This is a genomic window from Finegoldia magna ATCC 53516, assembly GCF_000159695.1.
Classification (GTDB): Bacteria; Bacillota; Clostridia; order Tissierellales; family Peptoniphilaceae; genus Finegoldia; species Finegoldia magna_F.
In genome coordinates this window covers 1,000,085-1,024,794 of the sequence record NZ_CM000955.1, presented here as the reverse complement: position 1 = coordinate 1,024,794, position 24,710 = coordinate 1,000,085, and the positions used below count along the sequence as shown (strand labels likewise).

Below are 24,710 nucleotides of genomic sequence, written 5' to 3'. Positions count from 1 at the left end.
GGAGGTAATATGAAGAAATTTTTAGGAGTAATTCTTACAGCGAGCATGGTAATGAGTTCATTCACACCAGTACTAGCACAAGAACAAAACAAAAATAAAGTAGACAGATTAAACGGCTCTGATCGTTACGAAACATCAGCGAAAATCAGCCGCAGAACATTCCCAAATCACATCGAAAAAATCGTACTTGCCAGTGGGGAAAATTTTGCAGATAGTTTGGTTGCAGGAAGCCTTGCAAACAAGGAAAATGCACCAGTATTATTAACACAAAAAGACAACCTACCACAAGTCATCAAAGACGAAATCAACAGACTCAGTCCAAGTCAAATAATCATAGTAGGTGGAGAAAAATCTGTAAATGTAAAAGGGCTTAAAAATGTTAAAAGATTAGCAGGAAAAGACAGATTTGAAACATCAGTTGAAGTGTACAAACAAATTAATCCTAATGGAAAAGTTGCACTTGCAAGTGGACTAAACTTTGCAGATGCATTGTGTGCAACACCACTTTCCACAAAAGAAAACTTGCCGATTATTTTGACAGATGGACATAATTTGCCAAAAGGAATCACAAAAGATAAAGTTGCCTTAATCTACGGTGGAGAAAAATCTGTTAATATAAAAGGATTAGAAAACACAAGAAGATTAGCAGGAGCTGACCGTTATGAAACAGCGTTGATTATCGCTAAAGAATTCGGAAATCTTGAAAAATTCGTATTAGCAGATGGAAGAAACTATCCAGACGCATTGTCAGTAGGCCCATTAGCACACAAGAATAATCAACCAATATTATTGACAAATTCTGACAAAACAGAATTTATCAAACAAATTGTTAAAGATAACAACACAAAAGAAATCACAATAGTAGGTGGAGAACAATCAATATCAACAGCACAAATTGATAAAATCACAAGTGTCGGAGTAATTGAAGATAAAAAACCAGACACACCTTCAGTTACACCAACACCAAATATTCCATCAACACCAAACATACCAAGTAAACCAGAAGAAAAGCCAGGAGAACAAAAGCCGGAAGAAAAGCCTGGCGAAGACAAACCTGGCGATAAACCAGAAGAAAAACCAGGCGATAAACCAGAAGAAAAACCAGAGGACAAACTTGAAGAAAAGCCGGAAGATATTGCAAAAGAAAAAGCTCTAAAAGAAGCCAAAGAAAAAGCCGTTGAAGAATTAAAGGAAAATGGAATAACATCAGAAAAATACATCGACCAAATCAACAAAGCCAAAACAGTAGAAGGAGTTAATGCACTAAAAGATGAAATCATCAAAGCACACAAGAAGAGCGAAGAAGATAAACCGGAATACGTAGATATTGAAGATGCGAAGTTATTGAAAGTTTTAAACAAAAACTTGGATGTAAACAGAGCAGATGATCAACGTATTACTAAAAAAGAAATGGAATCTTTGAAGGAAGTATCCATATTCTTAGACAAGAAAACTAATAAGCCAATATTTACAGAAGAATCCAAAGACACATATTCAATACTAGGAAAAGCCAAGAATTTATCCAATACAGAAGATTTCAAATTCTCAATAACAAGAGGGATGAAGAGCTTAAAAGGAATTGAATATGCTATAAATTTGGAAAAATTAAAAGTAAATGAAAACGAGATTTCTGATATTAGTCCATTAAAAGATTTGAAAAACTTGAAATATTTGGAACTTCAAAGAAATAGAATTACGGACGTATCATCATTAGCAAACCTTAAAAACTTAGAGTTCTTGAAATTATACAACAACTTAATTGAAAATGTTGAACCACTTAAAGATTTGACAAATCTAACAGGATTGGATCTGCACAATAATGTTAATGTTATAAAAGAAGGTCAAAAGAGAATAAATTATGATGGGATCACAGATATTTCTTCTCTTAAGAATTTAACTAAGTTGACATTCTTTGACGTGTCTGCAAACAAAATCGAAAATGTAGATATAATTCTTGGAATGGAAAAAATAAATAATCTAGATTTTTCGGATAATAAAATCAAGGATTATTCTAAATTAGCAAACTACATTTTACCAAGATTTATGAAACAACAAGAAGGAGACGGAAGTGTTGGATTCCATGGCCAAAATGTAGCTCAAAAGCAATCAGTTACAGTTGATAACAATAAAGTTTCATTTGTACCGGAATATAAGGGATTAGGAAATTTATTTAATGAATTTGCAAAAGCTTTTGAAATGGAAGATGCATCGGGACTTGTAAATGTAACAACTAATGTAGAAGGAGTAAAAGCTACTTTTGATGTAAAAAATGACAAAATAAATCTAGAAGTTACTGATAAATTCTTAAAAGAAAATGACAGAAAAACAGTAAATACTAACTTAAAAATTGTATTTGCAGAAGTTTACGGATGGAACTTGAATGACGTAAAATTACAAGTGAAAAAACCATCAGAAACCACAACGCCAGAAACACCTGAAGAAGAAAAAATCGCGATGATTCAAGAAGTCACAACTTCAAATCTTCCAGCAAAAGATGCTATTGCTAAAATTAAGGTTGCTGGTCAAATCAACAATATTCCTAGTGACAAATTCATAGTAAAATTGGTTGATGAAGATGGAAAAGAAACTTATCCTGAAATTGAAGTTACTGGAGATGCATCAAAAGCCTTCAGAGTTATAAATATTAAAGTTCCAGAAAATACTACTGATAAGGGAAAAACATACGAAATTTATGTTTCATCAACAGGTAAGAAGGAAAACTTCAAAAAAGCGGAATTCATTTTAGCTCAAGAAAAAGCTTCGGGAACACTAGAAGTTGAAAAAACATTCAAGATTAATTCAAGCAATAAGGACGTTGTGATAACAGTTAATGGCGAAGAAAAATCACAAGCTAAAAAGGGAGACACTGTTGTAGTAAAAGCAAAGCCTGGAAAAGAAATATCGATGTTTTATGTAAGTGGATTGAATGCTAAAGGAGATCCGATGAAAGTCAACTTCAAACAAGTCGGAGATTCTTACCAATTCACAATGCCTGAAAGCGACTGTACTTTGAACGTATTAACAAAAGACAAAATAGTTGCAGAGGAAAATATTCAAGGACTCATATTGCAAACTTCAAGCAAAGTATCAAAGGATTCTTCAACTGCAAAAGTTCAACTAAGGGGTATATTGAAAGGAATTACAAATGATAAATTCGTAGTAAAACTTGTCGATAACGATGGTAATGAAACATTCCCTAAAGTAGATGTATTAGGTGATATAAATAAAAATATGAGAACTGTTTCATTTGAAATTCCTAAAAATACTACAACAAAAGAAAAAGAATACACAGTTTATGTGTCATCAACAGGGTCAAAAAATGATTTTGCAACTGAAACTGTAAAAATAACACAAGAAAAATCAGATATAGAAGAACAAATTCCTGAAGGAATAATGGATTTATCACTAGAAACTACAGGAAATATAGATGCAGCTGGTGGAAAAGTTACATTAACAGTAAAGGGTAATTTAAAAAATGTTTCAGATGACAAATTCGTAGTCAAATTGGTTGACGATAAAGGAAACGAAACTATCCAACAAGCTACAGTTAGTGGAAAAGGTGGAAGTAGAACTTTAGAATTTAAAGTTCCTAAAAATGAAGAACCAACAGAAAAAACATATAAAATTTACGCTACTTCAACTGGATCTCAAACTAAATTCTATGAAAAATCAGTTGAAATAAAACAAAATCCATCTAAAAACACAGAAACAACTATCAAAAAAATCAATGTTCTTACACCAATACTAAAAAATGGAGAAAAATTAAGAGCAAATATAGTTGGGGAAAATATAAATCCTGATAATTTGAGGGTTTATTTCTACAGACTTGAAAACGGAAAATTTGTAAAAGATACATCTATAAGACCAACATTTGAAAATTCAGGAAAATTCGTGCAAATTGTTGCGGATAGCATAGCCTTGATAAAAGGCAACGAAGAAGACGTGTACAAAATTGTAGTAAGAGATAATGATGATCTATCCACATCTTACGAAGCATATTTCAGAGTAAAATACACTGAAGACAAAGCAGTATATACTCAAATAATGCCAAGCTATGCACACGCATCAAAGGATGGAAAGATAATTGAAGTTGGTTTTGACGAAGAAATCGAAGAAATATTTGATTCAAGCATGAAAGCTGGAATCAGCATCGATAAAAATGCTGATGGAAATTACGAAAAGTTAGGAAACCAAGATACTGTTGAGTTGTCAGACAAAAAATTCGTAGTTACACTTGAAAAGCCACTAGATGTACAAAGTCTTGGTACTAAAAAAGCAAGAATTAAAATAAATCAAGGAGTATTTAGAAAAAAAGGCACTGAAAGTTTGAATAGAGATGTTGATTATATTATCAATATTGGAAAACCAATTGTTCGTCAAGCTACAATCCAAGGTGACAAGGTCATCACTAACAATAACAGAAAAGTCACTATTAAAGTGAACGGAATGAATTTGTCAGAAAATGCAAAAGTAAAAGCTGTTATGCAAACAAAACTTTCAAAAGAAGGAAAACAACCAGAAGTTACAGGAACAATTTCTGGAGCTGGTGATGAACAAACAATAACATTCGACCTTCCAGAAAACAAAACAGATAGAACAGTATCCTACGAAATTTTGTACAAACCAGAAATGAATGGTAAATTCGAAAAATTACCTGGAAATAATCCAAAATCCAGAGCAAATGCTACAGTTGTTTCATTATTAGCTGATGGTGTAGATGAAAATGCTGCTACACTTGCATTTATGAAGATACAAACTTATGGAGCAACTTCTACAGATGCTGGACAAATTCCAGATATAACTTATGGTGAAACACCTACAAATCAAGAATCCAAGAAGACATTTACTCACGTTTATGGAACAAACTTAGAAGCTAAGAAAACTAGAGTTAGAATTTTCGACGATAGAGGAGTTGAATGGTACATCGTAAACCAACCTTCATTAGGAGCTGCAGCATTTAAGATGGTAGTTCCAGCATTGATTGGGATTGATGGCGATGGAAATTATCAAACTATGGAAATAATTGGACCGGGAAGTTTGATTGGAGATCATACATTCACATACAAAGTTGCAGTAGATGGCGAAAATTACGATGATGATGTAGTAGTTCGTGCAAATATTTTGGCTTCTGGAAAAACTGATTCCGGAAAATTTGATTTGGAAAAACAAGAAACAACATTGAAACTAAACTACGTTGATGTGAATGGTAACTCAATCAAAAATTCTGTAGAAAAAAGATCGTACAACTTCTTTGAAGAATGTGCAGCGGGAATTTATCCAGATGCGATTGAAAATTATAAACCAGTTAAAATAGTTCGTAAATCAGATAAAAATGAAATAAAATTAACTGACGGCGTGGACTATACGGATTACAGAAATCTTCAAACAATACTAGGAGTAAATAAAATCGGAGACAATCCTGAGTACACTATAGTTTATGAAAAAACTAAATAAATTTTACAAAAGCTTCCTTAACCAAGGAGGCTTTTGTTTTGTAAAAAAATTGTAAAACCCTCAAAAATTAGTCAACGCTAAATTGATATGATATAATATTTTATATATAAACAAGAAAAACGAATGACTGATGGAGGTTATTTTGGAAGTTATACAAGTAAAAAAAAGTTTAAATTTGAAGGGCGAGGTCAAGATTGACGGCGCCAAAAACTCAGCGCTTCCTATTATAGCAGCATCTCTTTTAGGAACTGAGCCGATAATTTTAGAAGATGTTCCAAAGTTAAAGGATGTTTCAATTATATTGAAAGTTTTAGAAGAATTGGGATCAAAAGTAACTTATTTGGATAAGAATAAGGTTGAGATAGATAGTAGCAATGTGAATAATTCTGTGACTCCACACGAATTGATGAACAAGATGAGGGCTTCATTTTTGGTAATGGGACCTTTGTTGACTAGACTTGGTGAAACTAAGACGTATTTGCCAGGCGGATGTGCGATTGGTTCGAGACCTGTGGATTTGCATTTAAAAGGATTTAAGGCATTGGGCGCTGAGATTGAATCGACTGACGAAAAGATAGAAGCTATCGCAAAGGATGGTTTGATAGGCGGGGAAATTTATTTGGATTTTCCAAGCGTTGGTGCGACTCAAAATATAATGATGGCAGCTACGATGGCAAAGGGAGAAACTGTTATCGAAAATGCTGCGAAAGAACCAGAAATCGTAGATTTGGCAAGTTTCTTGAACAAATTGGGAGCGAAGGTTCGTGGCGCTGGTACTTCTACAATTAGAATTGTCGGCGTCGACAAGTTACATGGTGCAAAACACACGATTATTCCAGATAGAATAGAAGCTGCGACTTTTATGGTGGCAAGTGCGATTACACGTGGAGATGTTACTGTGAAAAATTGTATTTCATCTCATATTATGCCAATTATCGCAAAACTTCGCGAAGTTGGTTGTGAAGTTATTGAAAACGAGGATGAAGATTCTATCAGAGTTATTTCCACTGGAAGATTAAAAGGAACGAAGATTAAAACTTTGCCATATCCTGGTTTTCCTACAGATGTTCAAGCACAATTCATGGCGTTGATGACTGTGTGCAAGGGTCAAAGCAGTGTTGAAGAAACTGTTTTTGAAAATAGATTTATGCATGTGGAACAACTCCAAAAAATGGGCGCTGCTATTGCGACTGAAGGAAATGAAGCGAGTATTGCAGGGGTAGATTCTCTTCAAGGAGCTACTGTGAAATCCACTGATTTAAGAGCCGGAGCGGCTTTGATTTTGGCGGGACTTGTAGCAGATGGAACTACAAATGTTACAGATATTTATCACATTGACAGAGGATACGACGATATTGTTTCCAAATTCAAAAAGTTGGGCGCAAATATCGAAAGAATTGAAATCGAAGATTAATAAATTATATAAACAGAGGGATTGTTATTTGATTGAACAACCCTCTTTTTTGTAGGTGAGTGTATGAAATTTAGCGCGACTGTCAAAAATATAATATTCGAAAACGAGTCCAATGGTTTTAGGATTTTTTCTGTGGATAAGGACGGAGAAGAGAGAATTATCAAGGGAAATAGTTTCAAAATTATGCCGGGAGATTTCTTGGATATTGAGGCAAACAAAGTCCAAGACCCAAAATACGGCGAACAATACAACATAATTTCCGTTGAAAGATCCACTAAGCCTAGCATGTACAATATTATCAATTATCTTCAAAGCGGTTTGATTAAAGGAATCGGAGAGACAACTGCAAGAAGAATCGTCGAAGAATTTGGCGAAGATACGATGGAAATTTTGAAAAATTCTCCGTCCAAATTATTGCAGGTTAAAGGAATCGGCAAGAAAAATTACAAAAAAATCAAAGAATCACTCGACGAGAAAAAAGAATACGCTGAGATTTTCTTGTATTTACAATCATTGGGGCTAAGTCTTCATCAAGCGAATATTATTTCTGATTTTTACAAGGAAGACACGAAGAAAATTATCATACAAAACCCATACACTTTGATTGACGATATTAGGGGAATTGGGTTCAGAACGGCGGACATTATTGCGCAGAGAATCGACATCGAACCAGATTCTCCATTTAGAATTAAGGCTGCATTCAAATATTTTATGGAGAAGGAAGCAAATTCTAATGGGAATTGCTACGTTTTGGAAGATGAATTGATAGCTGGAGTGGAGAATCTTATCGACATTGAAATCAAAAACAGACAAGAGACGTTGGAGTCTTTGATTGTTAGTGGAATTATTGCGATTGATGACACAGACGATGAGCACAGAGTCTACCTTCCACAAATCGAAAAATCCGAGATGAGATGCGCTATGAATATTGCAAATATTTTGAAAAGCGAAATCGAAGACGAGTTTGACGTGGAGGCTGAGCTTTCAAAGATTGAATCAGAGCACTTGGATGATTTGCAAATCGAAGCCATCAAAAAATCTATGACTGAAAAAATGCTGATAATTACAGGTGGACCAGGTACGGGAAAAACTACGATTATCAACAATATTACGAAAATTTTCAAAAAAAATGACAAGGATATAATTCTTGCGGCGCCCACTGGACGTGCGGCTAAAAGATTGTCTGAAAGTTGCAACGAAGAAGCGAAGACAATCCATAGAATTTTGGGATACATTCCAGTTGAAAATGGAACGATTTTCGACCACGACGAGGACAATCCGATTGATTGCGATTTGATAATCATCGATGAAGCCAGTATGATGGATATTTTCATCGCGGACAGCTTGCTGAGAGCGTTGGACTCAAATACTAGAGTTGTTTTCGTGGGAGACTGCGACCAGCTTCCAAGTGTACAAGCTGGAAATGTGCTCAACGATTTGATAGAATGTGGAGAAATCACTACGATAAAATTGACGAAGATTTTCCGTCAAGCGCAAAACTCCAACATAATTGTGAATGCGCACAGGATTAACAACGGAGAGTTTCCTATTCTGAATGAAAAGGGCAAGGATTTTTTCTTTATTGAAGAAAACGACCCGGAACGTGCCAAACAGACGATTCTCGATTTATGCGCAAAAAGACTTCCCAATTTCTACAAAAAAGATGAGTTTGACGATATAATTGTTCTAACTCCGATGAAAAAATCCAGCTGTGGAACGAAGGAATTAAACACAGCTTTGCAAGAAGTTTTGAATCCAAAAACACCGATGACTGAAGAAATCGAACAACGAGACAGGATTTTTAGGCTCAACGACAAAGTTATGCAAATCAAAAATGATTACACCAAAGAATTCATTGACGATGATGCGATGGGGGTTTTCAACGGAGATATCGGAAGAGTTACATACGTCGATCCGATTGATGAGACGATTGATGTGTTGTTTGACGACAAAACTGCAAGTTTCACGAAAAAAGAGTGTGACGGTTTGACGTTATCTTATGCGATTACGATTCACAAATCACAAGGAAGTGAGTTCCCAATCGTCGTAATTCCAGTGACACAGGCTCCGTTTATGTTGTTGACTAGAAATTTGCTCTACACTGCAATCACAAGGGCAAGAGAAATCGTAGTTTTGGTTGGGAGCTTGAAAATTTTACGACAAATGATATCCAACAATAAAATCATGAAGAGAAATTCGGGATTGGACAGAAGAATCAAACAATACACGGATTTTGATATCGACGATGACGAACAAGAAATGATGAGAGAGATGTTCGAAGATGAGGGATTTTAGTTTTTTATTTCAAAAGCGCTGCATAATTTGTCACGAGAAAAAACAGTACAAATATTTGTTGTGCGAAGATTGCTTTGACAAGTTGGTTTTCGTGGACGGTTACAGGGATATCGACGGTACGGATTGCTATTTTCCATTACTTCACCAAGGTTTGACGAAGAAACTCATCTACGATTACAAGCTCAGCCGCAAACAAGTTGTTAGATATTTCTTGGCAGATGTGGTTACAGATAAAATCAAACAGAAAAACTTACAAGACTACACGCTTTTAAAAGTTCCATCGACAAAATCTACGATAAATAGACGTGGATTTGATCACATTCACGAGATTGCAAGGGAAGTGGCAAAGAATTTGGACATGGAGTATTTGCCAGATGCGATTGTAAAAGTGAAGGAAACCAAAATTCAGCATAATTTATCGCAGCTTCAAAGAATTGAAAACCTACAAGGTGCGTTTGAATTGAACGCTGATTTGTCTGAAAAGAAGATTCTCGTTTTGGATGATATTGTGACGACGAAGAATACTTTAAGAGAAATCAAAAAAACTTTGAATGAAAATTATGCGGATTTGAAATTTGTCGCAGTGTCTAGCAGGTCTAATGAAAAATATTAAAATTGGGTATAAATAATTTAACGGAAAATTAATATATTGGGGGCAAAATATGAAATGGCAAGGTAGAGAAGGAAGTTCAAATGTAAGCAGAGGTTCATCCGGTGGCGGACCGGTTAAAATCGGTGGCGTCGGACTGCTTTTGCTTGTGATTGTGTATTCTTTGTTTGGAGGAAATCCAAGAGATATTATAAATGAACAAAACAGAACACAGCAGGAACAACAAGTAAATAAATCTGAAAAAGCAAGTAGCAAGGAAGTTGAACAAGCCGAAAAGATGCTAAGCGTTGTGTTGAAAGACACAGAAGATGTGTGGCACGAAAAATTTTCTGAAATAAATAGAACATACAACGAACCGAAACTTCATTTCTTTGAAGGAGCAGTGTCTACGGGTTGCGGAAATGCTGACAAAAACGTTGGACCGTTTTATTGTTCGTTGGATCAGACAGTCTACATGGATGTAACTTTTTACAATATGTTGACTCAAAAACTTGGAGCTGACGGTGGAGATTATGCGATGGCATATGTGTTGGCGCACGAAGTTGGCCACCACGTCCAAAAAGAGCTAGGAATTTTGGATAGAGTTCACAATATTCAACGTAGATTGGACGAAAAAGACGCCAATAAATATTCCGTAGCACTGGAAACACAAGCAGATTATTTTGCAGGAGTGTTTAGTTATTATATTAAAGAAAAAGGATATTTGGAAGAAGGAGACATTGAGGAAGCGATAAGTGCAGTCCAAAGTGTCGGCGATGATCACATTCAAAAAATGGGACAAGGATACGTCCAACCGGAAAAATTCACACACGGTTCATCCGAACTTAGAAACGAATGGTTCCAACGAGGATTCAAATACCACGATTTTGAACACGCAGATTCATTCGGTGAAATGGGACTTAGAATTCAATAAACGAAACGCCAGAATTAATTTTCTGGCGTTTTTTTAGATTCGTTGTATTCTTTTTCGTGCTTGTCGATATCGGATAAAAGCATTTTGAAAATCTGATTAAATGATTGGTTGTATTTTTGTAAAGTGGATTTTTGCAAAACTTCACGCGCTTTTTGGAATTGGTGATCTTCCACATAAGCTATCGCCAAGTTAAAATAATACAAGCTTTTTGCATAATCTGTTTTTGGTTTATCTTTTATCTTTTTGAAATTTTGAAATAATTTGTCCAAATTTCCATTTTGTTCGTAATCAAGCATGTATTTTCTGATTTCACTGGCAATTTTTCTGTCCATTATCATATTGTGAAGCACTTGAATCAAGATATAACTTAGAAAAAGTGCGAACGTTGTGATTAAAGTAAATGAAATTATAATGAAAATTCTATTAATTCCTGTGAGATTTTGCGTCGCAACAACGGCGATGGTTTCTATCACAAATGTTAGAATTGCAAGAATTATTAGTTTACTGTTAGATATTTTTATTCTCATAAAACCCTCCGTATTTAAAATATATCCTATTTTTTACTTATTTACAAGCAATATTGAAATATTGTAAGATTTCTATGATAAAAATTATCACGGAGTGATTATAATCACAGTATTTAAAATTGCCTTAACATATACTTAATATAACGTTAAGAATAAGAAAAGGAGATATGTATGAGCAATTTATTCGATAATGAACAATTCAAAAAAGCTTGGGAAGGTTTCAATGATGGAGACTGGGCAGATGAAATCAATGTGAGAGATTTTATTCAACAAAACTACACTCCATACGAAGGAGACGATTCTTTCCTAGTAGGTCCAACACAAAAAACTAAAACTTTGTGGAACGAAGTAAACGATATGATCGCTGAAGAAGTAAAATCTAAGAAAATCAAGGTTGACCTTGAAAGATTCAGCGGAATTAATAATTTCGATGCAGGATATATCGACAAGGACAATGAAGTTGTTTTTGGATTACAAACAGATGAACCTATGAAAAGAATTATGAATCCATATGGTGGTTTCAGAATGGTTGAAAATTCTTTGAAGGCTTATGATTTGGAAATGGATCCAGTTATAAAAGAAAAATTCAATGAATACAGAAAAACACACAACCAAGGAACATTTGACGCTTATACAAAAGAAATGAGAACTTTCAGATCAGTTGGTTTGTTGACAGGACTTCCTGATGCGTACGGAAGAGGTAGAATTATCGGCGATTACAGAAGAATTGCTTTGTACGGTATCGATTATTTGAAAGCTATGAGAATCAGAGACAAGGAAAACTTGACAGGAGATGCTACTGAAGAAATCATTCGTAGACGTGAAGAATTTTCTGAACAAATCAGAGCTTTCGATGAAATAAAAGACATGGCGATGAGTTATGGATTTGATATATCAAGACCAGCGATGAATGCGACTGAAGCTGTTCAATGGTTGTATTTTGGATATTTGGCAGCTGTAAAAGAAAACAACGGAGCTGCGATGTCAATCGGAAGAAACACAGCGTTCTTAGATATTTATATCAAAAGAGATATGGACAAGGGGATTTTGGATGAAGACCACGCACAAGAATTAGTGGATCAATTAGTTATCAAACTTAGAATGGTTAGACATCTTCGTACTCCTGAATACGATGAATTATTCGCTGGAGATCCTACTTGGGTTACAGAATCAATCGGTGGAATGGGCGTTGACGGAAGAACTTTGGTTACGAAAACTTCATTCAGATTTTTGCACACTTTAATCAACATCGACACATCACCAGAACCAAACATGACAGTTTTGTGGTCAGATAATTTGCCACGCGCTTTCAAGGATTTCTGTTCAATGATGAGTATCAAAACAGCATCCATTCAATACGAAAACGACGATGTAATGCGTGATGTTTACGGCGACGACTACGCAATAGCATGTTGTGTATCTGCAATGCAAGTTGGAAAACAAATGCAATATTTCGGAGCGAGAGCAAACCTTGCAAAAGCACTTTTGTATTCAATCAACGGTGGTGTAGACGAAGTTTACAGAGACAAGAAAACAGGCGATATCGTAACTGTTATAGATGGAATTGAAAAAGACGATTCAGAAATTTTGGATTACGATAAAGTTCTTGAAAATTACAAAAAAGTAATCGATAAACTTGCGAAAGTTTATGTGAATACAATGAACACAATTCACTTCATGCACGACAAATACGCTTATGAAAAAGGACAAATGGCTCTTCACGATCCAGAAGTTCACAGATTCATCGCTTTTGGTATCGCAGGAATTGCCATTGCAGCAGATTCATTGTCAGCAATAAAATACGCTAAAGTAAAACCAATCAGAGATGAAAACGGATTGGCTGTTGATTTTGAAGTTGAAGGAGATTTCCCAAGATACGGAAATGACGATGACAGAGCAGATGATTTGGCAATAGCTATAAGCAAATACTTCATAGAATCTTTGAGAAAAACAAAAGCTTACAGAAATGCAGAACACACTTTGAGTTTGTTGACAATCACATCAAATGTAACTTACGGTAAGAAAACTGGAAGCACACCAGACGGACGTAAAAAAGGCGAACCATTTGCACCAGGAGCAAACCCAATGAATGGCGCAGACAAATCAGGAGCACTTGCTTCATTGAACTCCGTAGCAAAAATGCCTTACAAAAACGTAAATCAAGACGGTATTTCAAATACTTTCTCAATCATTCCAAATGCGCTTGGCAAAAACGAAGAAGAAAGAATAACAAACTTGACAAACATCATGAATGGATATTTCAACCAAGACGCTTTCCATTTGAACGTTAACGTAATGGATCGTGAATTGTTGGAAGACGCGATGGAAAATCCAGAAAAATATCCAAACTTAACTATAAGAGTTTCGGGATATGCTGTAAGATTTAACCAATTGGACCGTGAACATCAACTAGATGTAATCAACAGAACATTCCATGAGTTTGTATAAATAAATTTTATTAAGGGCATATTTGTATGCCCTTTTTGACGATGGGAGAAAATTATGGACAATGAAATAAAAGGTTACGTGCATTCTATAGAAACTATGGGACTTGTCGATGGACCGGGAAACAGAACTATATTTTTCTTGCAAGGTTGTCCATTGAAATGCGTTTACTGTCACAATCCTGATTCTCAAAACATACATGGTGGAAAAGAATACGCTGTAGATGAAATTATAAAAATAGCGAAAAGATACAAGCCGTATCATGGACAAGAAGGTGGAGTCACGATTTCTGGAGGAGAACCTCTGTTGCAGGGAGAATTCTTAAAAGAATTGGTGAAAAGGCTCAAACAAGAAGGCTTTAACACTTGCTTGGATACATCAGGTGTTGGCGATAAAAAATACTATTCAGAAATTCTTCCTTATATCGACACAATGCTACTTGATTTCAAAGCTTTCGACTCCAAATTGTACAAACAAATTACATTTATGGAAGACAAAAATTTCCTAGAATTTGTAAATGATTTAGAATCCAATGGATTTTGCGGAAATATTTGGGCTAGACATGTCATGGTTCCTGGATTTACTGATAACTACGAAGAAATGGATAAGTTTGTAGAATCTTTAGATAAAATAAAAAATATGGTTGAAAGAATTGAAATTTTACCATATCATTTAGGTGGAGTATACAAATACGAAAATTTGGGTAGAAAATACTTCCTTGAAAATGTCGAAGCAATGGATAAAAAAACTGCCGAAAAATTTGAAAAATACGTTAATGAACAATTTGCGAAGACCGTAAGCGACAGCAGACGTGATGAGGCTTTGAATTTTCAAGCTAAGAAAATAACAGAGGAGCAATTTGATATGGAAGATGATAAAAAATACTTGTTAGAAGCTATAAAAGATGTGGAGCTTTTTAAAGGAATTGACAATGTCGATTACGATGAGGCAATTGAAAAAATGAAGTTTCTGAAACTAAAAGCAGAAGATTACATCTTTAAACCAGGAGATTCTGCCGAAAACATGTATGTAATCCACAAAGGTACGATAAAAGTTTTTCACAATACGATTGATGGAAGAGAACAAATTTTGTATTTGTATCACGAAAATGATTTTGTGGGTGGACATAATATTTTGGAAGATGTGGAATACATCTACATGGGTCAAGCATTGACAGACTGTGAAGTTATTATGATTCCTAGGGATATTTTCAATAAATATTTGATAAATTCGCCACTTGCTCTCACTAAAATTTTGAAAAAAAGTTTCGAAAGAATTAGACTTGCAGAAGATTTGGTGCAAAGATTATCCACTAGCAATGCAACTATGAAAACTGCGGCGCTTTTATTACGATTAAAAGACACAATGGGCGTGGAAACTAAGGATGGAATAAGACTAGACCTTGCGATGAATAGGGAAGAACTTGGAAATTATTCTGGGCTTACAAGAGAAACTATTACTAGAAAATTAGGAGAATTCAAAAAGCTTGGATACATCGATTTGATTGGAACCAAGGTTATTGTGATAAAAAATGTCAAAATATTAGAAGAATTGGTGTTGTAGTTTATTGTAAAAAATTTTTCGTTGTGGTATATTATTATCAGAAAATTTTGAAATATATGGAGGATTTATTATTATGGATTTACCCGGTGAGCCGAGCTCATTAATTATTTTTTTGGTAATTGCAATTGTTGCAGTGGTATACTTTATGTATATGAATGGAATTGGATATTTTAGGAGCATGTCTGCCTTGTGGTTTTATCAAACACAAGGAATTTTGGAGGACAATATCCACGCAAGTTTGAAAAAAACTAGCGGAAAAGCTACAAAAGTATTCAAAGTCAAAAAAAGTGGATTTTACGATTTTAATTTGGACAATGAATTGGATAGCGGCAACGTTACAGTGAGCCTCATAGATTCATTGGGAAACACAGTGTTCGAATTGAACAAGATGAATGGATACTCGTCTGATTATTTGAACGAATCTGAGAAATACCGCTTGGTTTTCAACTACAACAAAGCATGTGGTAAGTTTGAACTTTCATGGAAATAAATGTGGGGAATGAAGTACTCCCTTGTTAATAACTAAAACGCAAAAAATTTGCTGATGACTTCTGTTTTTTACAGATCTCATCAGCTTTTTTATTATATAAAGGAGAAATTTTATGTTAAAAAGTATAGCAATTATAATTATTTTGTCCTTGTTATTAGGAAAATTTTTCAAAAAAATAAAATTGCCACCGATATTGGCATTTTTAATCGTGGGAATAACTCTTGGACCATTTGCGATGAATCTTATCGACAAAAAAATACTGGATATTTCATCTGAAATTAGAACAATCGCACTAGTAATAATCTTGACTCGTGCGGGATTGTCACTGGACATTGATGATTTGAAAAAAATCGGACGACCGGCAGTGTTAATGTGTTTCGTTCCGGCAGTTTTTGAAATGTGCGCTGTGGGAATTTTGGCACCGATATTTTTGAAGGTGGATGTGTTGGACGCATTCATAATCGGATCGATAATCGCTGCAGTGTCTCCTGCAATTGTCGTTCCAAGAATGATACGACTTATTGAAGAAGGATACGGAGATGAGCACAAAATCCCACAACTTGTCTTGGCTGGAAGTAGCTGCGACGATGTTTTCTGTATCGTTGTGTTTACATCTTTGACATCTCTCGCGCAAACAGGAGACATCAATGTGTTCAAATTCATCGCCATTCCTTTTTCTATTTTGATTGGAAGTGTCGTAGGAGCTGGAATAGGATTTTTGTTGGTGAAATTTTTCAAAAGATTTCACATGCGTGACACTGTGAAAGTTTTGATTGTGTTGAGTATTTCGTTCTTGCTTTTAGAATTGGAGAAAATCACGCCCATTCCATTTTCGGGACTCATCGCAATAATGGCGATGTCCATGGTTGTGAAGAAGATTTACGAAGATTTGGCGGAAAGATTATCAGAAAAGTACAACAAATTGTGGGTCGGCGCAGAAATATTTTTGTTCGTATTAGTAGGCGCGACTGTGAATGTAAAATACGCGATAAATTCTGGAATCACGGTAGTTGTTTTGGTGATTTGTGCTTTGATGATCAGAATGGTGGGCGTGTATGCATCTGTCTTGAAAACAAAATTAACTCCAAAAGAAAGATTATTCTGTATGATAGCCTACACTCCAAAAGCGACAGTGCAAGCAGCCATCGGTGCAATTCCTCTATCAATGGGATTGAAAGTAGGGGATATGGCATTGACTGTAGCTGTTATTTCTATCCTGATTACTGCACCGTTTGGAGCGATAATGGTGGATAATTTGTATAAGAAATTGTTGACACGATAAAAAACTAAAAACTAGAATAACTGGCGTTTGTAGCCAATTTATTCTAGTTTTTGTTTATCAATTCGATTTGTTTTATTTTCAAAAATTTATTATCGTTCTTTAGTTCTTTTTCATCTACATTTATTTTAATCCTGTCAGATTGTTTTAAATCATCAAATTTTATAATGTTTGGTTCGTTTGAAGAATTAAATTCAACTATCTTGCCATCTTTTTCTAAATCTTTGCAGTCTATTTTTGACTCTTGTTGAATAATTTTCCTGCCACTTTCAGCGCCTATAATTGTAAGTGTTTTTTCAGATGTATTAACGTCTGTTATTTCACATTCTATTCCCAATTGTACTACGTTTTCTTCTTTTTTAGTTGTATGAAAGAAATATATTAATAGGAAAATTATCAATACGAATATCATTACGAATATAATTATTTTTTTCATTAAAACACCTCCGATATATAATTAATTAACTAAATCATTTATTTACTTAAATCATATCAAAATAAAAAATGATGTCAAGATAAAAATGTTAAGATTTGTCAAATGAGATTTATTTGCAAGGATTAGTGGTATAATTGAAATGAACAAACGGGGTGAATTATGAGAAAGAAACTTGAGATAGCAGGGATTACTCTGTTGATTGTGATTGGAGTGTATTTCATTTTCAAAGTTGCGAATGCGAATAAATTTGACAAGCTTAGCTTTAATGCGGATTGTATTTACGTTTACTCAATCGATGATGAGAAGGAAATTTTCTCCAAAAATCCAGACAAGAAAGTGTATCCTGCTTCTTTGACCAAGATGATGACAGTGCATACAGCTTTAGGAGAAATTGAAGATTTTGATAAAAAAGCTCCGATAGATAAGAAAAGCTACCAAAAACTCGTCGCACAAAACGCTTCAATGGCAGGCTTTTATGGTAACGAGCCCACTACTTTTGAGGATTTGTTGTATGGAACGATGCTTGCTTCTGCGGGAGAATGTGCAGACAGCTTGGCTATTAATGTAGCAGGTTCCAAGGAAAAATTTGTGGATTTGATGAATGAAAACGCAAAGAAAATGGGCTTGAATAATACACATTTCAAAAATTCTGAGGGAATGGATGAAGATAATCATTATTCGAGCGCAAAAGACATGGCGTTTTTATTGAAAAATTCATTGAAAAACGAGAAATTTTACAAGATTTTCACGACAGGTAAGTACACTTCCACGAAAACTTTGGATCATCCAAAAGGAATTGAAATCGAAAGTACAGTTCTTGGAAGATTAAAAGATTACGATCAAGATGGTTTCAAAATTATCGGCGGCAAAAGTGGCACTACTGAAAAAGCAGGGCTTTGTTGGGCAACTTTGTCTGAAAAAAATGGCAAGAAATACATCATTATTGTGATGGGCGTTGATTTTGACGATATTAAAAATCCTGGAGATGGACAAATCCAAGATACGATTAAGATTTTGAAGAATTTATAAAAATTTATAAGGAGATTACAATGGCTATTTTAGAATTAACATTGGTTCCAGTTGGAACACAAACTACAAGTTTATCACAATACGTTGCGAAAGCTTATGATAATGTGAGAAATAAAGAAAATATAAAAGTTGAATTAAATCCAATGGGAACTGTGATGCAAGGAAACATCGACGAATTGTTGAAAGCTGTTCGTGATATGCAAGAGTCAGTGTTTAACGAAGGCGTTGACAGAGTGTATTCTGTGATTAAAATTGACGACAGAAGAGACAAGGATGCTTCGTTTGAGCAAAAGCTGGATTCTGTAAATAAAAGGTTAAAATAATGAACAAAAAATCTGTAAAACTGTATAATTTGATATTTCCAGTCTGGATTGTGTGGCTTTACCCAGTAACTTGGGTTGCTATTGTACCGTTGAATATTTTGGTGGATTTCTTAGTAACTTTGTTGGCTTTGAAATTAATTAAAATCGAAAACCCAATGTCTGTCATCAAAAAATCACTCGCAAAGACTGTAGCACTAGGATTTGTAGCAGATATAATCGCTACGGCTGTTTTGATGATTTTATCATTCGGGATTAATGGAACAAGAAATAATATTGCAAAATGGTTCTACGATAATATTTCAATTCCGATATTGAACGATTATTACGAAACACCTTGGGGCATTTTAGTCATGGTTTTAGCAGTAGTGTTCGCGGGATATTTGGTGTATATATTCAACCGCAAATTTTCGTTCAGAAATACTGATTTGTCAGAATCTCAAATAAAAAAAGTGTCCATGACTTTGGCAATAATAACAGCACCGTATCTGTTTTTGATACCTACAAATGTGTTTTATAATTTGTTCAGCTGATGAAATTTATTGCAAGAATAGATGTAAATAAAAAAGTTGCATCATTGTAGCTTCTATTAATGATGCATCTTTTTTTATTTGTTTGTAGATGTGTCAGATGATTTAAGTCCCATAAAAATAAATACAAGTCCAAGTAATGCCAATACGATTGTTGCGATATTGTTACCTCTTCTGTAAGAAAAAACAGCGACTAATAACCATATTAATCCAACGATAATTCTCAAAATTTTCTTATTCATTTTTAATCATTTCGTAAGTCAAAAAATTTAACAAAAACATTTTTTAAAGACAATTTTTATGTTTAGATTATCCTAATATGATTATATCAATTGTTTATTTTTTATATGTAAAATATTTTTTAATTTTAGGTTAAATTAAATCAAAAAAACTGTGTGAATTTGACTTCACACAGTTTTATTTTTTATAGATTATTTTTGTGTTCCAGGTTCAACAGGAGTTGTTGCAGTTGGTTTGTCAGTAGAATTGTTTTTAACTTTTTCTACGATGATTGTACCACCATCGATAACTTTTTCTCCGTTTTCACCTACAGTATAATATGAGTTTTCCAAATCTTTGAATACTTTTGATCCAATAGCGTTAACTCCACCAAATACTTTGATATTTGATAATTCTTTGTTGTCTCTTAAGTAAGAAACGATAGAACTTTCGATTGAATTTTTTGATGCAAGTAAGATTGGAGCGTCCAATTTTTGACTTACTGGTGCAGCTACCAATGCATCTGCGAAGTTTTCTCCACTAGCTACTAATGCAGTTTGAAGTTTGTCTCCGTAAACTTCTCTAGCTACTTTCAATGAGCCTTCATATCTGTTTGTTCCAGAGATTCTGTCTACTACAGCTATTTGTGATAATTCTTTTTCTAATTTAGGAGTTATTGTTTTTTCTCCACCGATGATTGTAATTCTAGTTACATTCAATGATTTTAAAACTTTCAAAGTTTCCGCTGGAATGTTGTTTTTTTCAACTAACATAACTGGTGCGTTAACTTTGTTTGCATAGCTTACTCCGTATAATGCATCAACGTAGATTTCACCACTTGCGATTACAACTTCTGAAGTTTGTTTTACGTTATCTTTGATTGTTTGAGCGTTTGTTTTGTATCTGTTAGCTCCGTTGATTCTAACTACTTTTGCATTTGTAGCTGATTTTACAGAATTCACAACTGCATTTGATACTGATTTTTCTCCACCTAAAACAAATACATTTTCAACACCCATTGATTTTAATTGGTTTAATGTATCAGCGCTGATGTTATTTGATTCAGAGAATAATACTGGCATAGTTCCTTTGCTTAGAACTGTTGCACTTAAAGCATCCGGGAATGCTAATTGGTTAACCAAAATAGCTGACTTTGCTGATGAGAATTGGTCCTTACTAACGTTAACTGCAGTTTCAACACGGCTACTTCCTGAGTATCTTTGAACGTTTAATTTTGAAGCCATAGATACTGTAGGGAAAACCATAGCTGTAGCAAGAGCTGCTACTAATAATTTCTTTTTTAAATTCATAACAAATCTCCTTTATTTATTCTATATCTCAATTATATCATACTTTTATTTTTTGATAACACGTGTTGAAAAATTGTAGAAATTCAAAAGTTGAATTAAAAATATTTATTGCGAAGAATACTTGTGATATAATTTAAACAAATACAAAAGGAGGAAAATATGAGAAATAACTCAACAAAGAAAATGGTTTTTGCAGCAGTTGGAATTGCGATCAATATCATTTTAGGAATTTTCGTAGGTGGATTGAAAATCCCGCTATTGTTTATGGACACTGTCGGAACCGTATTTACAGCTGTGGTTTTGGGACCTTTCTGGGGAGCTTGTACAGGAGCGTTGACTAATGTTATCCTGGGAGTTTTGAAAGATCCAAGAGAAATACCTTTTCTTTTGGTAAATTTGGCAGTAGGTTTAATTGTAGGATTCATAGCAAAGAAGAGAAAATTCGATCTTAAAACAGCAGTAGTAACAGGAATTATTTTATCTATCGTTGCTCCTTTAATCGGTACGCCAATTGCAGTATTTGTGTACGGTGGAATAACTGGAGATTTCAATGATGTATTCTTCACTGCACTCAAAAATTCTGGCCAAACTATTTTCTCAGCAGCTTTTTTACCAAGAGTTGCCAGTAATTTAGTGGACAAAATAATAACTTGCTCCATAGTTTCGCTGCTTTACAAAAGAGTCAAAGCTATGTTGTAAATGAAAACAAAAATAACGCATCTAGTATGCGTTATTTTTTATTGATTGTTCGATTTTTTCTGTTATTTCATCTACGTTCTCGTCGTTGTAGCCGTAAAATTTTGCATCGATTTTTTTGTTTTCGAATAATTTTTCCAATTCTTCCATGAAAACGCCCTTGTCATCTGTCATTTCTACGGAATTTACACAATGAGCAATGTCTTTTATTCCAGAGATTTCTCCTTTGAATTCTTCTGATTTGCAAGTAAGTCCAATTCCACAACTTGGAGAGCCATCAATTCCTATAACTCCCAAAAAATTTACGCCGTCTTTGATGTAATCGGAGATTTCGTCGACAATTGGATTTAATAATTCACGGCTTGTATTTCTGTAGAAATTATTGTCGAATTGTTCATACACGCTTCCCCAGCGATTGGGCCCGTACATTCTGTTTTCTGGACAAGGAAGTTGGAAAATTCCAACGTTCATTTTCATTAAATTTTTGATTAAACTCAAATTATCTTTTCTGCCAGCATCGTTTTTGACAACCGCAAGTTCATTCAACAAACAATGTGACACCAAAATTATATTCTTATATTCTTGCATACGCACCTCTGTAAAATAATTATAGCATATTTTTCAAACACTACAATGTATGGTATAATTAATACATTAGTAAACAGGAGGACGTTTATGAAATTAGTAATCAAAAATTTGACTAAAAAATACGACGACAAATTGGTACTGGATGAAGTAAATTACGAATTCAAAGAAGGAGTCATCACTTCTGTTTTGGGTAGAAATGGAGCCGGAAAAACAACTTTGTTCAACGTTTTATACGATGAGATAGATTTTGATTCGGGAGAATTCTACTTGGTCAATGAAGGTTCAACTGAAAAACTTCAAAAAGAGGATATAGGAATGCTTTTTTCTGAAAATTTCTTGCCGGAATTTCTGACAGGATATGAATACATCAAATTTTATCGCGACATCAATTCTCCAAACGATATAAAAACGGTGGAAGATTACATGAAAATGATGGATTTTTCCAAGGAAGATCAAAATAGATTAATCAAAGATTATTCGCACGGAATGAAAAGCAAAATTTCTTTGATCACACTTTTCATATCAAGACCGAAAGTCTTGCTATTAGACGAGCCATTGACAAGCTTGGATGTTGTAATCAGCACGCAAATCAAAAAATTATTGATGGAATTGAAATCACAAGGACGAATCATTGTTTTGTCGACACACATGTTGGACTTGGCAAAACAATTGAGCGAAGAAATCGTGTTGTTGCATCACAAAAAATTGCAAAAATTGGATTTGGACAAGAACGATGAGAAGTTCGATGTGGAACTTTACGATATTTTAAAGGATGAGTCCGATGAGTAATTATCTTAGCACTTATTTGAAACTTGTCATGAAGATGAAGCTCAATCAGACAGTGTATCAGCTTCGTGAACTCGGGATTTTCAAGAAAATAATCCCTGCGGATATTTACGGAAATGACGTGTTGAGCTTCGGCTATTCTGCTTTTTTTTACATTTCATTTGTAGTTAAAACATTATTTTTCAAAATATTGTACTGTGTGGCAATTTACGGCGTTGCAATTATCGCAGCGGCGAAGATTTTCAAAGGAACAATCCAAGAAAATATATTATTATCGTTGTTTTACATCTCGGCTGTAATTGGAAGCGTGATTTCGCAATTTACCTACGTTGCATTTGATAACGAGGATTCGATTTGTATCAAAGCCTTAAAACTTGACGCCAAGAAATACACAATCTTGCAGGATTATTTGTCAGACATTAGCTTTGCAATCTCAGGAATAATATTTGCGGTATTTTTCGCCATATTCGACATCAATCCAATGCATGCGATGAATATCACAGTGTTCTGCCTTGGATTTAGAAAATTAATCAAATACATCAACATCTTGGTGTACTCTACAAAAAGCAAAAAACATTTAACCGAAAACTACTTCTGCATGTGGGCGATTTTGCTATTGGGAATGGGACTTTTGGTATTGTATGGCACGAAATCCAAAATCTTCGTAGAAATATTTTACTCGACTTATGCGCTAATTTTCGGAATTGTTGCATACATTGTGGGCGCTGTTTTGATTTCAAAAACTGACAAAATCAGAGACATCGCAAGAATTGAAATCACAAACAAATCCATAATCGACCGCGACAACACATTCAAAGACATCAACACAGTCGGATACCAAATCGACGACGAAAAAATCGCACAACAAAACGATAGAATTTACGATAATTACAACGGAATTGAATACATCAACAAATTATTCCGCTACAGATTCAAACACAAATACAAAAAAATGATACTAATTCGTTCGGGAATAATCTTAGCTGTTGGAATAATCGGATTTATCGTACTAAGAGGACTCACAATCAATCCCAAACCAAGTGAATTGAAAATATTAGTGTCAGTATTTCCAATAATCTTGTTGTATTTCGGAATACAAATAGCAGTCCCAGAATCATTTAACAGATTTATGTTTTTGAATATGGACAGATATTTGATGAAACAAATGACCTACGCCAATAAACAAAACATCAAAGACACACTAAATTTTAGAATAAAACAAAATTTAAAAGACAACGCACCTACATTTGGATTGATGTTATTATTGGTAATAAGCTGGATGTTTGCAGCCAAAATAATTACAACAAATTTGTTAGTGAATGCTGTAGTCGCAGTCATCATAATCTACTTGTATCAATCAGTCAAACAACTCTATATGTACATGCTACTTCAACCATTCACAGTAGGATTAGAAAGCAAAAACATCGTCTACTCCATACTCAACACCGTTGAATCGTTGCTTTTCTGGGCAATAATATTCTTGCAAATAAAATTGAATTTCAACATTGGATTAGTAGCCTTGGCAATCTGCGTCATTTATACAGTTGTAGGATATTTCGTAGTGTTGGCTAAGGGAGATAAAACATTTAATTTGAAGAAAAGTTAGAAACGAAAAACAAAGTCAAAATAATTGACTTTGTTTTTTTACTGCAATTTTTAACTGATTATCAAACGTAAATGCCAAAGTATATATTACTAATATAGGGATATATATTTACAAATATAATATTGTAAATACTATAAATTTAAAAAAAGTTGACATTTAAATATTAAAGGCTTATATTTAGAATAAGATAAGAAAAAAGG

At 34.2% G+C, this 24,710-nt stretch carries 20 protein-coding genes and 1 riboswitch; of the genes, 15 read left to right on the top strand and 5 right to left on the bottom strand.

Features of this window, described 5'->3' with window-relative positions; translation table 11 throughout:
- The first annotated feature begins 9 nt into the window (after window positions 1-9).
- The 5 genes from HMPREF0391_RS04710 to HMPREF0391_RS04690 all read left to right on the top strand — a co-directional run bounded on the left by HMPREF0391_RS04710 (window position 10) and on the right by HMPREF0391_RS04690 (window position 10,686).
- Window positions 10-5,454 carry a cell wall-binding repeat-containing protein gene (locus HMPREF0391_RS04710; protein WP_002835766.1) on the top strand — a complete coding sequence of 1,815 codons (5,445 nt, stop codon included), beginning with the start codon at window positions 10-12 and terminating at the stop codon, window positions 5,452-5,454.
- Window positions 5,455-5,584: 130 nt separating this feature from the next.
- The gene (gene murA, locus HMPREF0391_RS04705) at window positions 5,585-6,868 is read left to right on the top strand and encodes a UDP-N-acetylglucosamine 1-carboxyvinyltransferase (protein WP_002835765.1); all 1,284 of its coding nucleotides are present in this window, start codon (window positions 5,585-5,587) and stop codon (window positions 6,866-6,868) included.
- Between the two features lie 63 nt (window positions 6,869-6,931).
- Entirely contained in the window at window positions 6,932-9,163 is a 2,232-nt protein-coding gene (locus HMPREF0391_RS04700) for an ATP-dependent RecD-like DNA helicase (RefSeq protein ID WP_002835764.1), read from the top strand.
- Window positions 9,150-9,776, top strand: coding sequence for a ComF family protein (locus HMPREF0391_RS04695; protein ID WP_002835763.1), 627 nt, complete (start codon window positions 9,150-9,152; stop codon window positions 9,774-9,776). Before HMPREF0391_RS04700 ends, HMPREF0391_RS04695 begins: the two co-directional genes overlap by 14 nt.
- A gap of 49 nt (window positions 9,777-9,825) precedes the next feature.
- Window positions 9,826-10,686, top strand: a complete 861-nt coding sequence (locus HMPREF0391_RS04690; protein ID WP_002835762.1) for a neutral zinc metallopeptidase — start codon at window positions 9,826-9,828, stop codon at window positions 10,684-10,686.
- 14 nt (window positions 10,687-10,700) lie between these two features.
- Here the strand turns inward: HMPREF0391_RS04690 and HMPREF0391_RS04685 are convergent, their stop codons facing one another.
- Window positions 10,701-11,213, bottom strand: a complete 513-nt coding sequence (locus HMPREF0391_RS04685; RefSeq protein ID WP_002835761.1) for a hypothetical protein — start codon at window positions 11,211-11,213, stop codon at window positions 10,701-10,703.
- A 171-nt stretch (window positions 11,214-11,384) separates the two neighbouring features.
- Between HMPREF0391_RS04685 and pflB the strand changes: the two genes are divergently transcribed.
- The 4 genes from pflB (at window position 11,385) to HMPREF0391_RS04665 (ending at window position 16,993) form a co-directional block, all read left to right on the top strand.
- A complete protein-coding gene (pflB, locus tag HMPREF0391_RS04680) occupies window positions 11,385-13,661 on the top strand; it encodes a formate C-acetyltransferase (protein ID WP_002835760.1) in 2,277 nt (758 codons plus the stop codon).
- Window positions 13,662-13,715: 54 nt separating this feature from the next.
- On the top strand, window positions 13,716-15,221 hold the full coding sequence (gene pflA, locus HMPREF0391_RS04675) for a pyruvate formate-lyase-activating protein (RefSeq protein ID WP_002835759.1): 1,506 nt from the start codon (window positions 13,716-13,718) through the stop codon (window positions 15,219-15,221).
- Between the two features lie 73 nt (window positions 15,222-15,294).
- Window positions 15,295-15,711 (top strand): hypothetical protein, encoded by a 417-nt coding sequence (locus tag HMPREF0391_RS04670; RefSeq protein ID WP_002835758.1) that lies wholly within the window; start codon window positions 15,295-15,297, stop codon window positions 15,709-15,711.
- A riboswitch (Fluoride riboswitch) is annotated at window positions 15,708-15,782 on the top strand. It overlaps the preceding gene by 4 nt.
- A 41-nt stretch (window positions 15,783-15,823) precedes the next feature.
- Window positions 15,824-16,993 (top strand): cation:proton antiporter, encoded by a 1,170-nt coding sequence (locus HMPREF0391_RS04665; protein WP_002835757.1) that lies wholly within the window; start codon window positions 15,824-15,826, stop codon window positions 16,991-16,993.
- A gap of 43 nt (window positions 16,994-17,036) precedes the next feature.
- On the opposite strand, the gene HMPREF0391_RS04660 is transcribed toward HMPREF0391_RS04665, so the two are convergent.
- On the bottom strand, window positions 17,037-17,426 hold the full coding sequence (locus HMPREF0391_RS04660; RefSeq protein WP_002835756.1) for a hypothetical protein: 390 nt from the start codon (window positions 17,424-17,426) through the stop codon (window positions 17,037-17,039).
- Between the two features lie 159 nt (window positions 17,427-17,585).
- Here HMPREF0391_RS04660 and HMPREF0391_RS04655 point away from each other — a divergent pair, with 159 nt between their 5' ends.
- Genes HMPREF0391_RS04655 through HMPREF0391_RS04645 form a run of 3 tightly spaced genes read left to right on the top strand, consistent with a single transcriptional unit; the run spans window position 17,586 to window position 19,308 of the window.
- Complete coding sequence (locus tag HMPREF0391_RS04655; protein ID WP_002835755.1) at window positions 17,586-18,455, top strand: D-alanyl-D-alanine carboxypeptidase family protein; 870 nt, start codon at window positions 17,586-17,588, stop codon at window positions 18,453-18,455.
- A 20-nt stretch (window positions 18,456-18,475) separates the two neighbouring features.
- Window positions 18,476-18,778 (top strand): MTH1187 family thiamine-binding protein, encoded by a 303-nt coding sequence (locus HMPREF0391_RS04650; RefSeq protein ID WP_002835754.1) that lies wholly within the window; start codon window positions 18,476-18,478, stop codon window positions 18,776-18,778.
- Window positions 18,778-19,308: a hypothetical protein gene (locus HMPREF0391_RS04645; RefSeq protein WP_002835752.1), complete on the top strand. Its 531-nt coding sequence runs from the start codon at window positions 18,778-18,780 to the stop codon at window positions 19,306-19,308. The genes HMPREF0391_RS04650 and HMPREF0391_RS04645 overlap by 1 nt, the downstream gene beginning before the upstream one ends.
- A 74-nt stretch (window positions 19,309-19,382) precedes the next feature.
- Here HMPREF0391_RS04645 and HMPREF0391_RS09425 read toward each other — a convergent pair whose 3' ends face one another.
- Both HMPREF0391_RS09425 and HMPREF0391_RS04640 read right to left on the bottom strand, forming a co-directional pair.
- Entirely contained in the window at window positions 19,383-19,547 is a 165-nt protein-coding gene (locus HMPREF0391_RS09425; protein ID WP_002835751.1) for a hypothetical protein, read from the bottom strand.
- 189 nt (window positions 19,548-19,736) lie between these two features.
- A complete protein-coding gene (locus HMPREF0391_RS04640; RefSeq protein WP_002835750.1) occupies window positions 19,737-20,834 on the bottom strand; it encodes a cell wall-binding repeat-containing protein in 1,098 nt (365 codons plus the stop codon).
- A 159-nt stretch (window positions 20,835-20,993) separates the two neighbouring features.
- On the opposite strand from HMPREF0391_RS04640, the gene HMPREF0391_RS04635 reads away from it, so the two are divergent.
- Window positions 20,994-21,533 carry a CD3073 family putative ECF transporter S component gene (locus HMPREF0391_RS04635; protein ID WP_002835749.1) on the top strand — a complete coding sequence of 180 codons (540 nt, stop codon included), beginning with the start codon at window positions 20,994-20,996 and terminating at the stop codon, window positions 21,531-21,533.
- A 21-nt stretch (window positions 21,534-21,554) separates the two neighbouring features.
- Here HMPREF0391_RS04635 and HMPREF0391_RS04630 read toward each other — a convergent pair whose 3' ends face one another.
- Window positions 21,555-22,118, bottom strand: coding sequence for a CD3072 family TudS-related putative desulfidase (locus HMPREF0391_RS04630; RefSeq protein ID WP_002835748.1), 564 nt, complete (start codon window positions 22,116-22,118; stop codon window positions 21,555-21,557).
- A gap of 87 nt (window positions 22,119-22,205) precedes the next feature.
- On the opposite strand from HMPREF0391_RS04630, the gene HMPREF0391_RS04625 reads away from it, so the two are divergent.
- Both HMPREF0391_RS04625 and HMPREF0391_RS04620 read left to right on the top strand, forming a co-directional pair.
- Window positions 22,206-22,907 (top strand): ATP-binding cassette domain-containing protein, encoded by a 702-nt coding sequence (locus tag HMPREF0391_RS04625; RefSeq protein ID WP_002835747.1) that lies wholly within the window; start codon window positions 22,206-22,208, stop codon window positions 22,905-22,907.
- On the top strand, window positions 22,900-24,510 hold the full coding sequence (locus HMPREF0391_RS04620) for a hypothetical protein (protein WP_002835746.1): 1,611 nt from the start codon (window positions 22,900-22,902) through the stop codon (window positions 24,508-24,510). Before HMPREF0391_RS04625 ends, HMPREF0391_RS04620 begins: the two co-directional genes overlap by 8 nt.
- The last annotated feature ends 200 nt before the right edge of the window (window positions 24,511-24,710 follow it).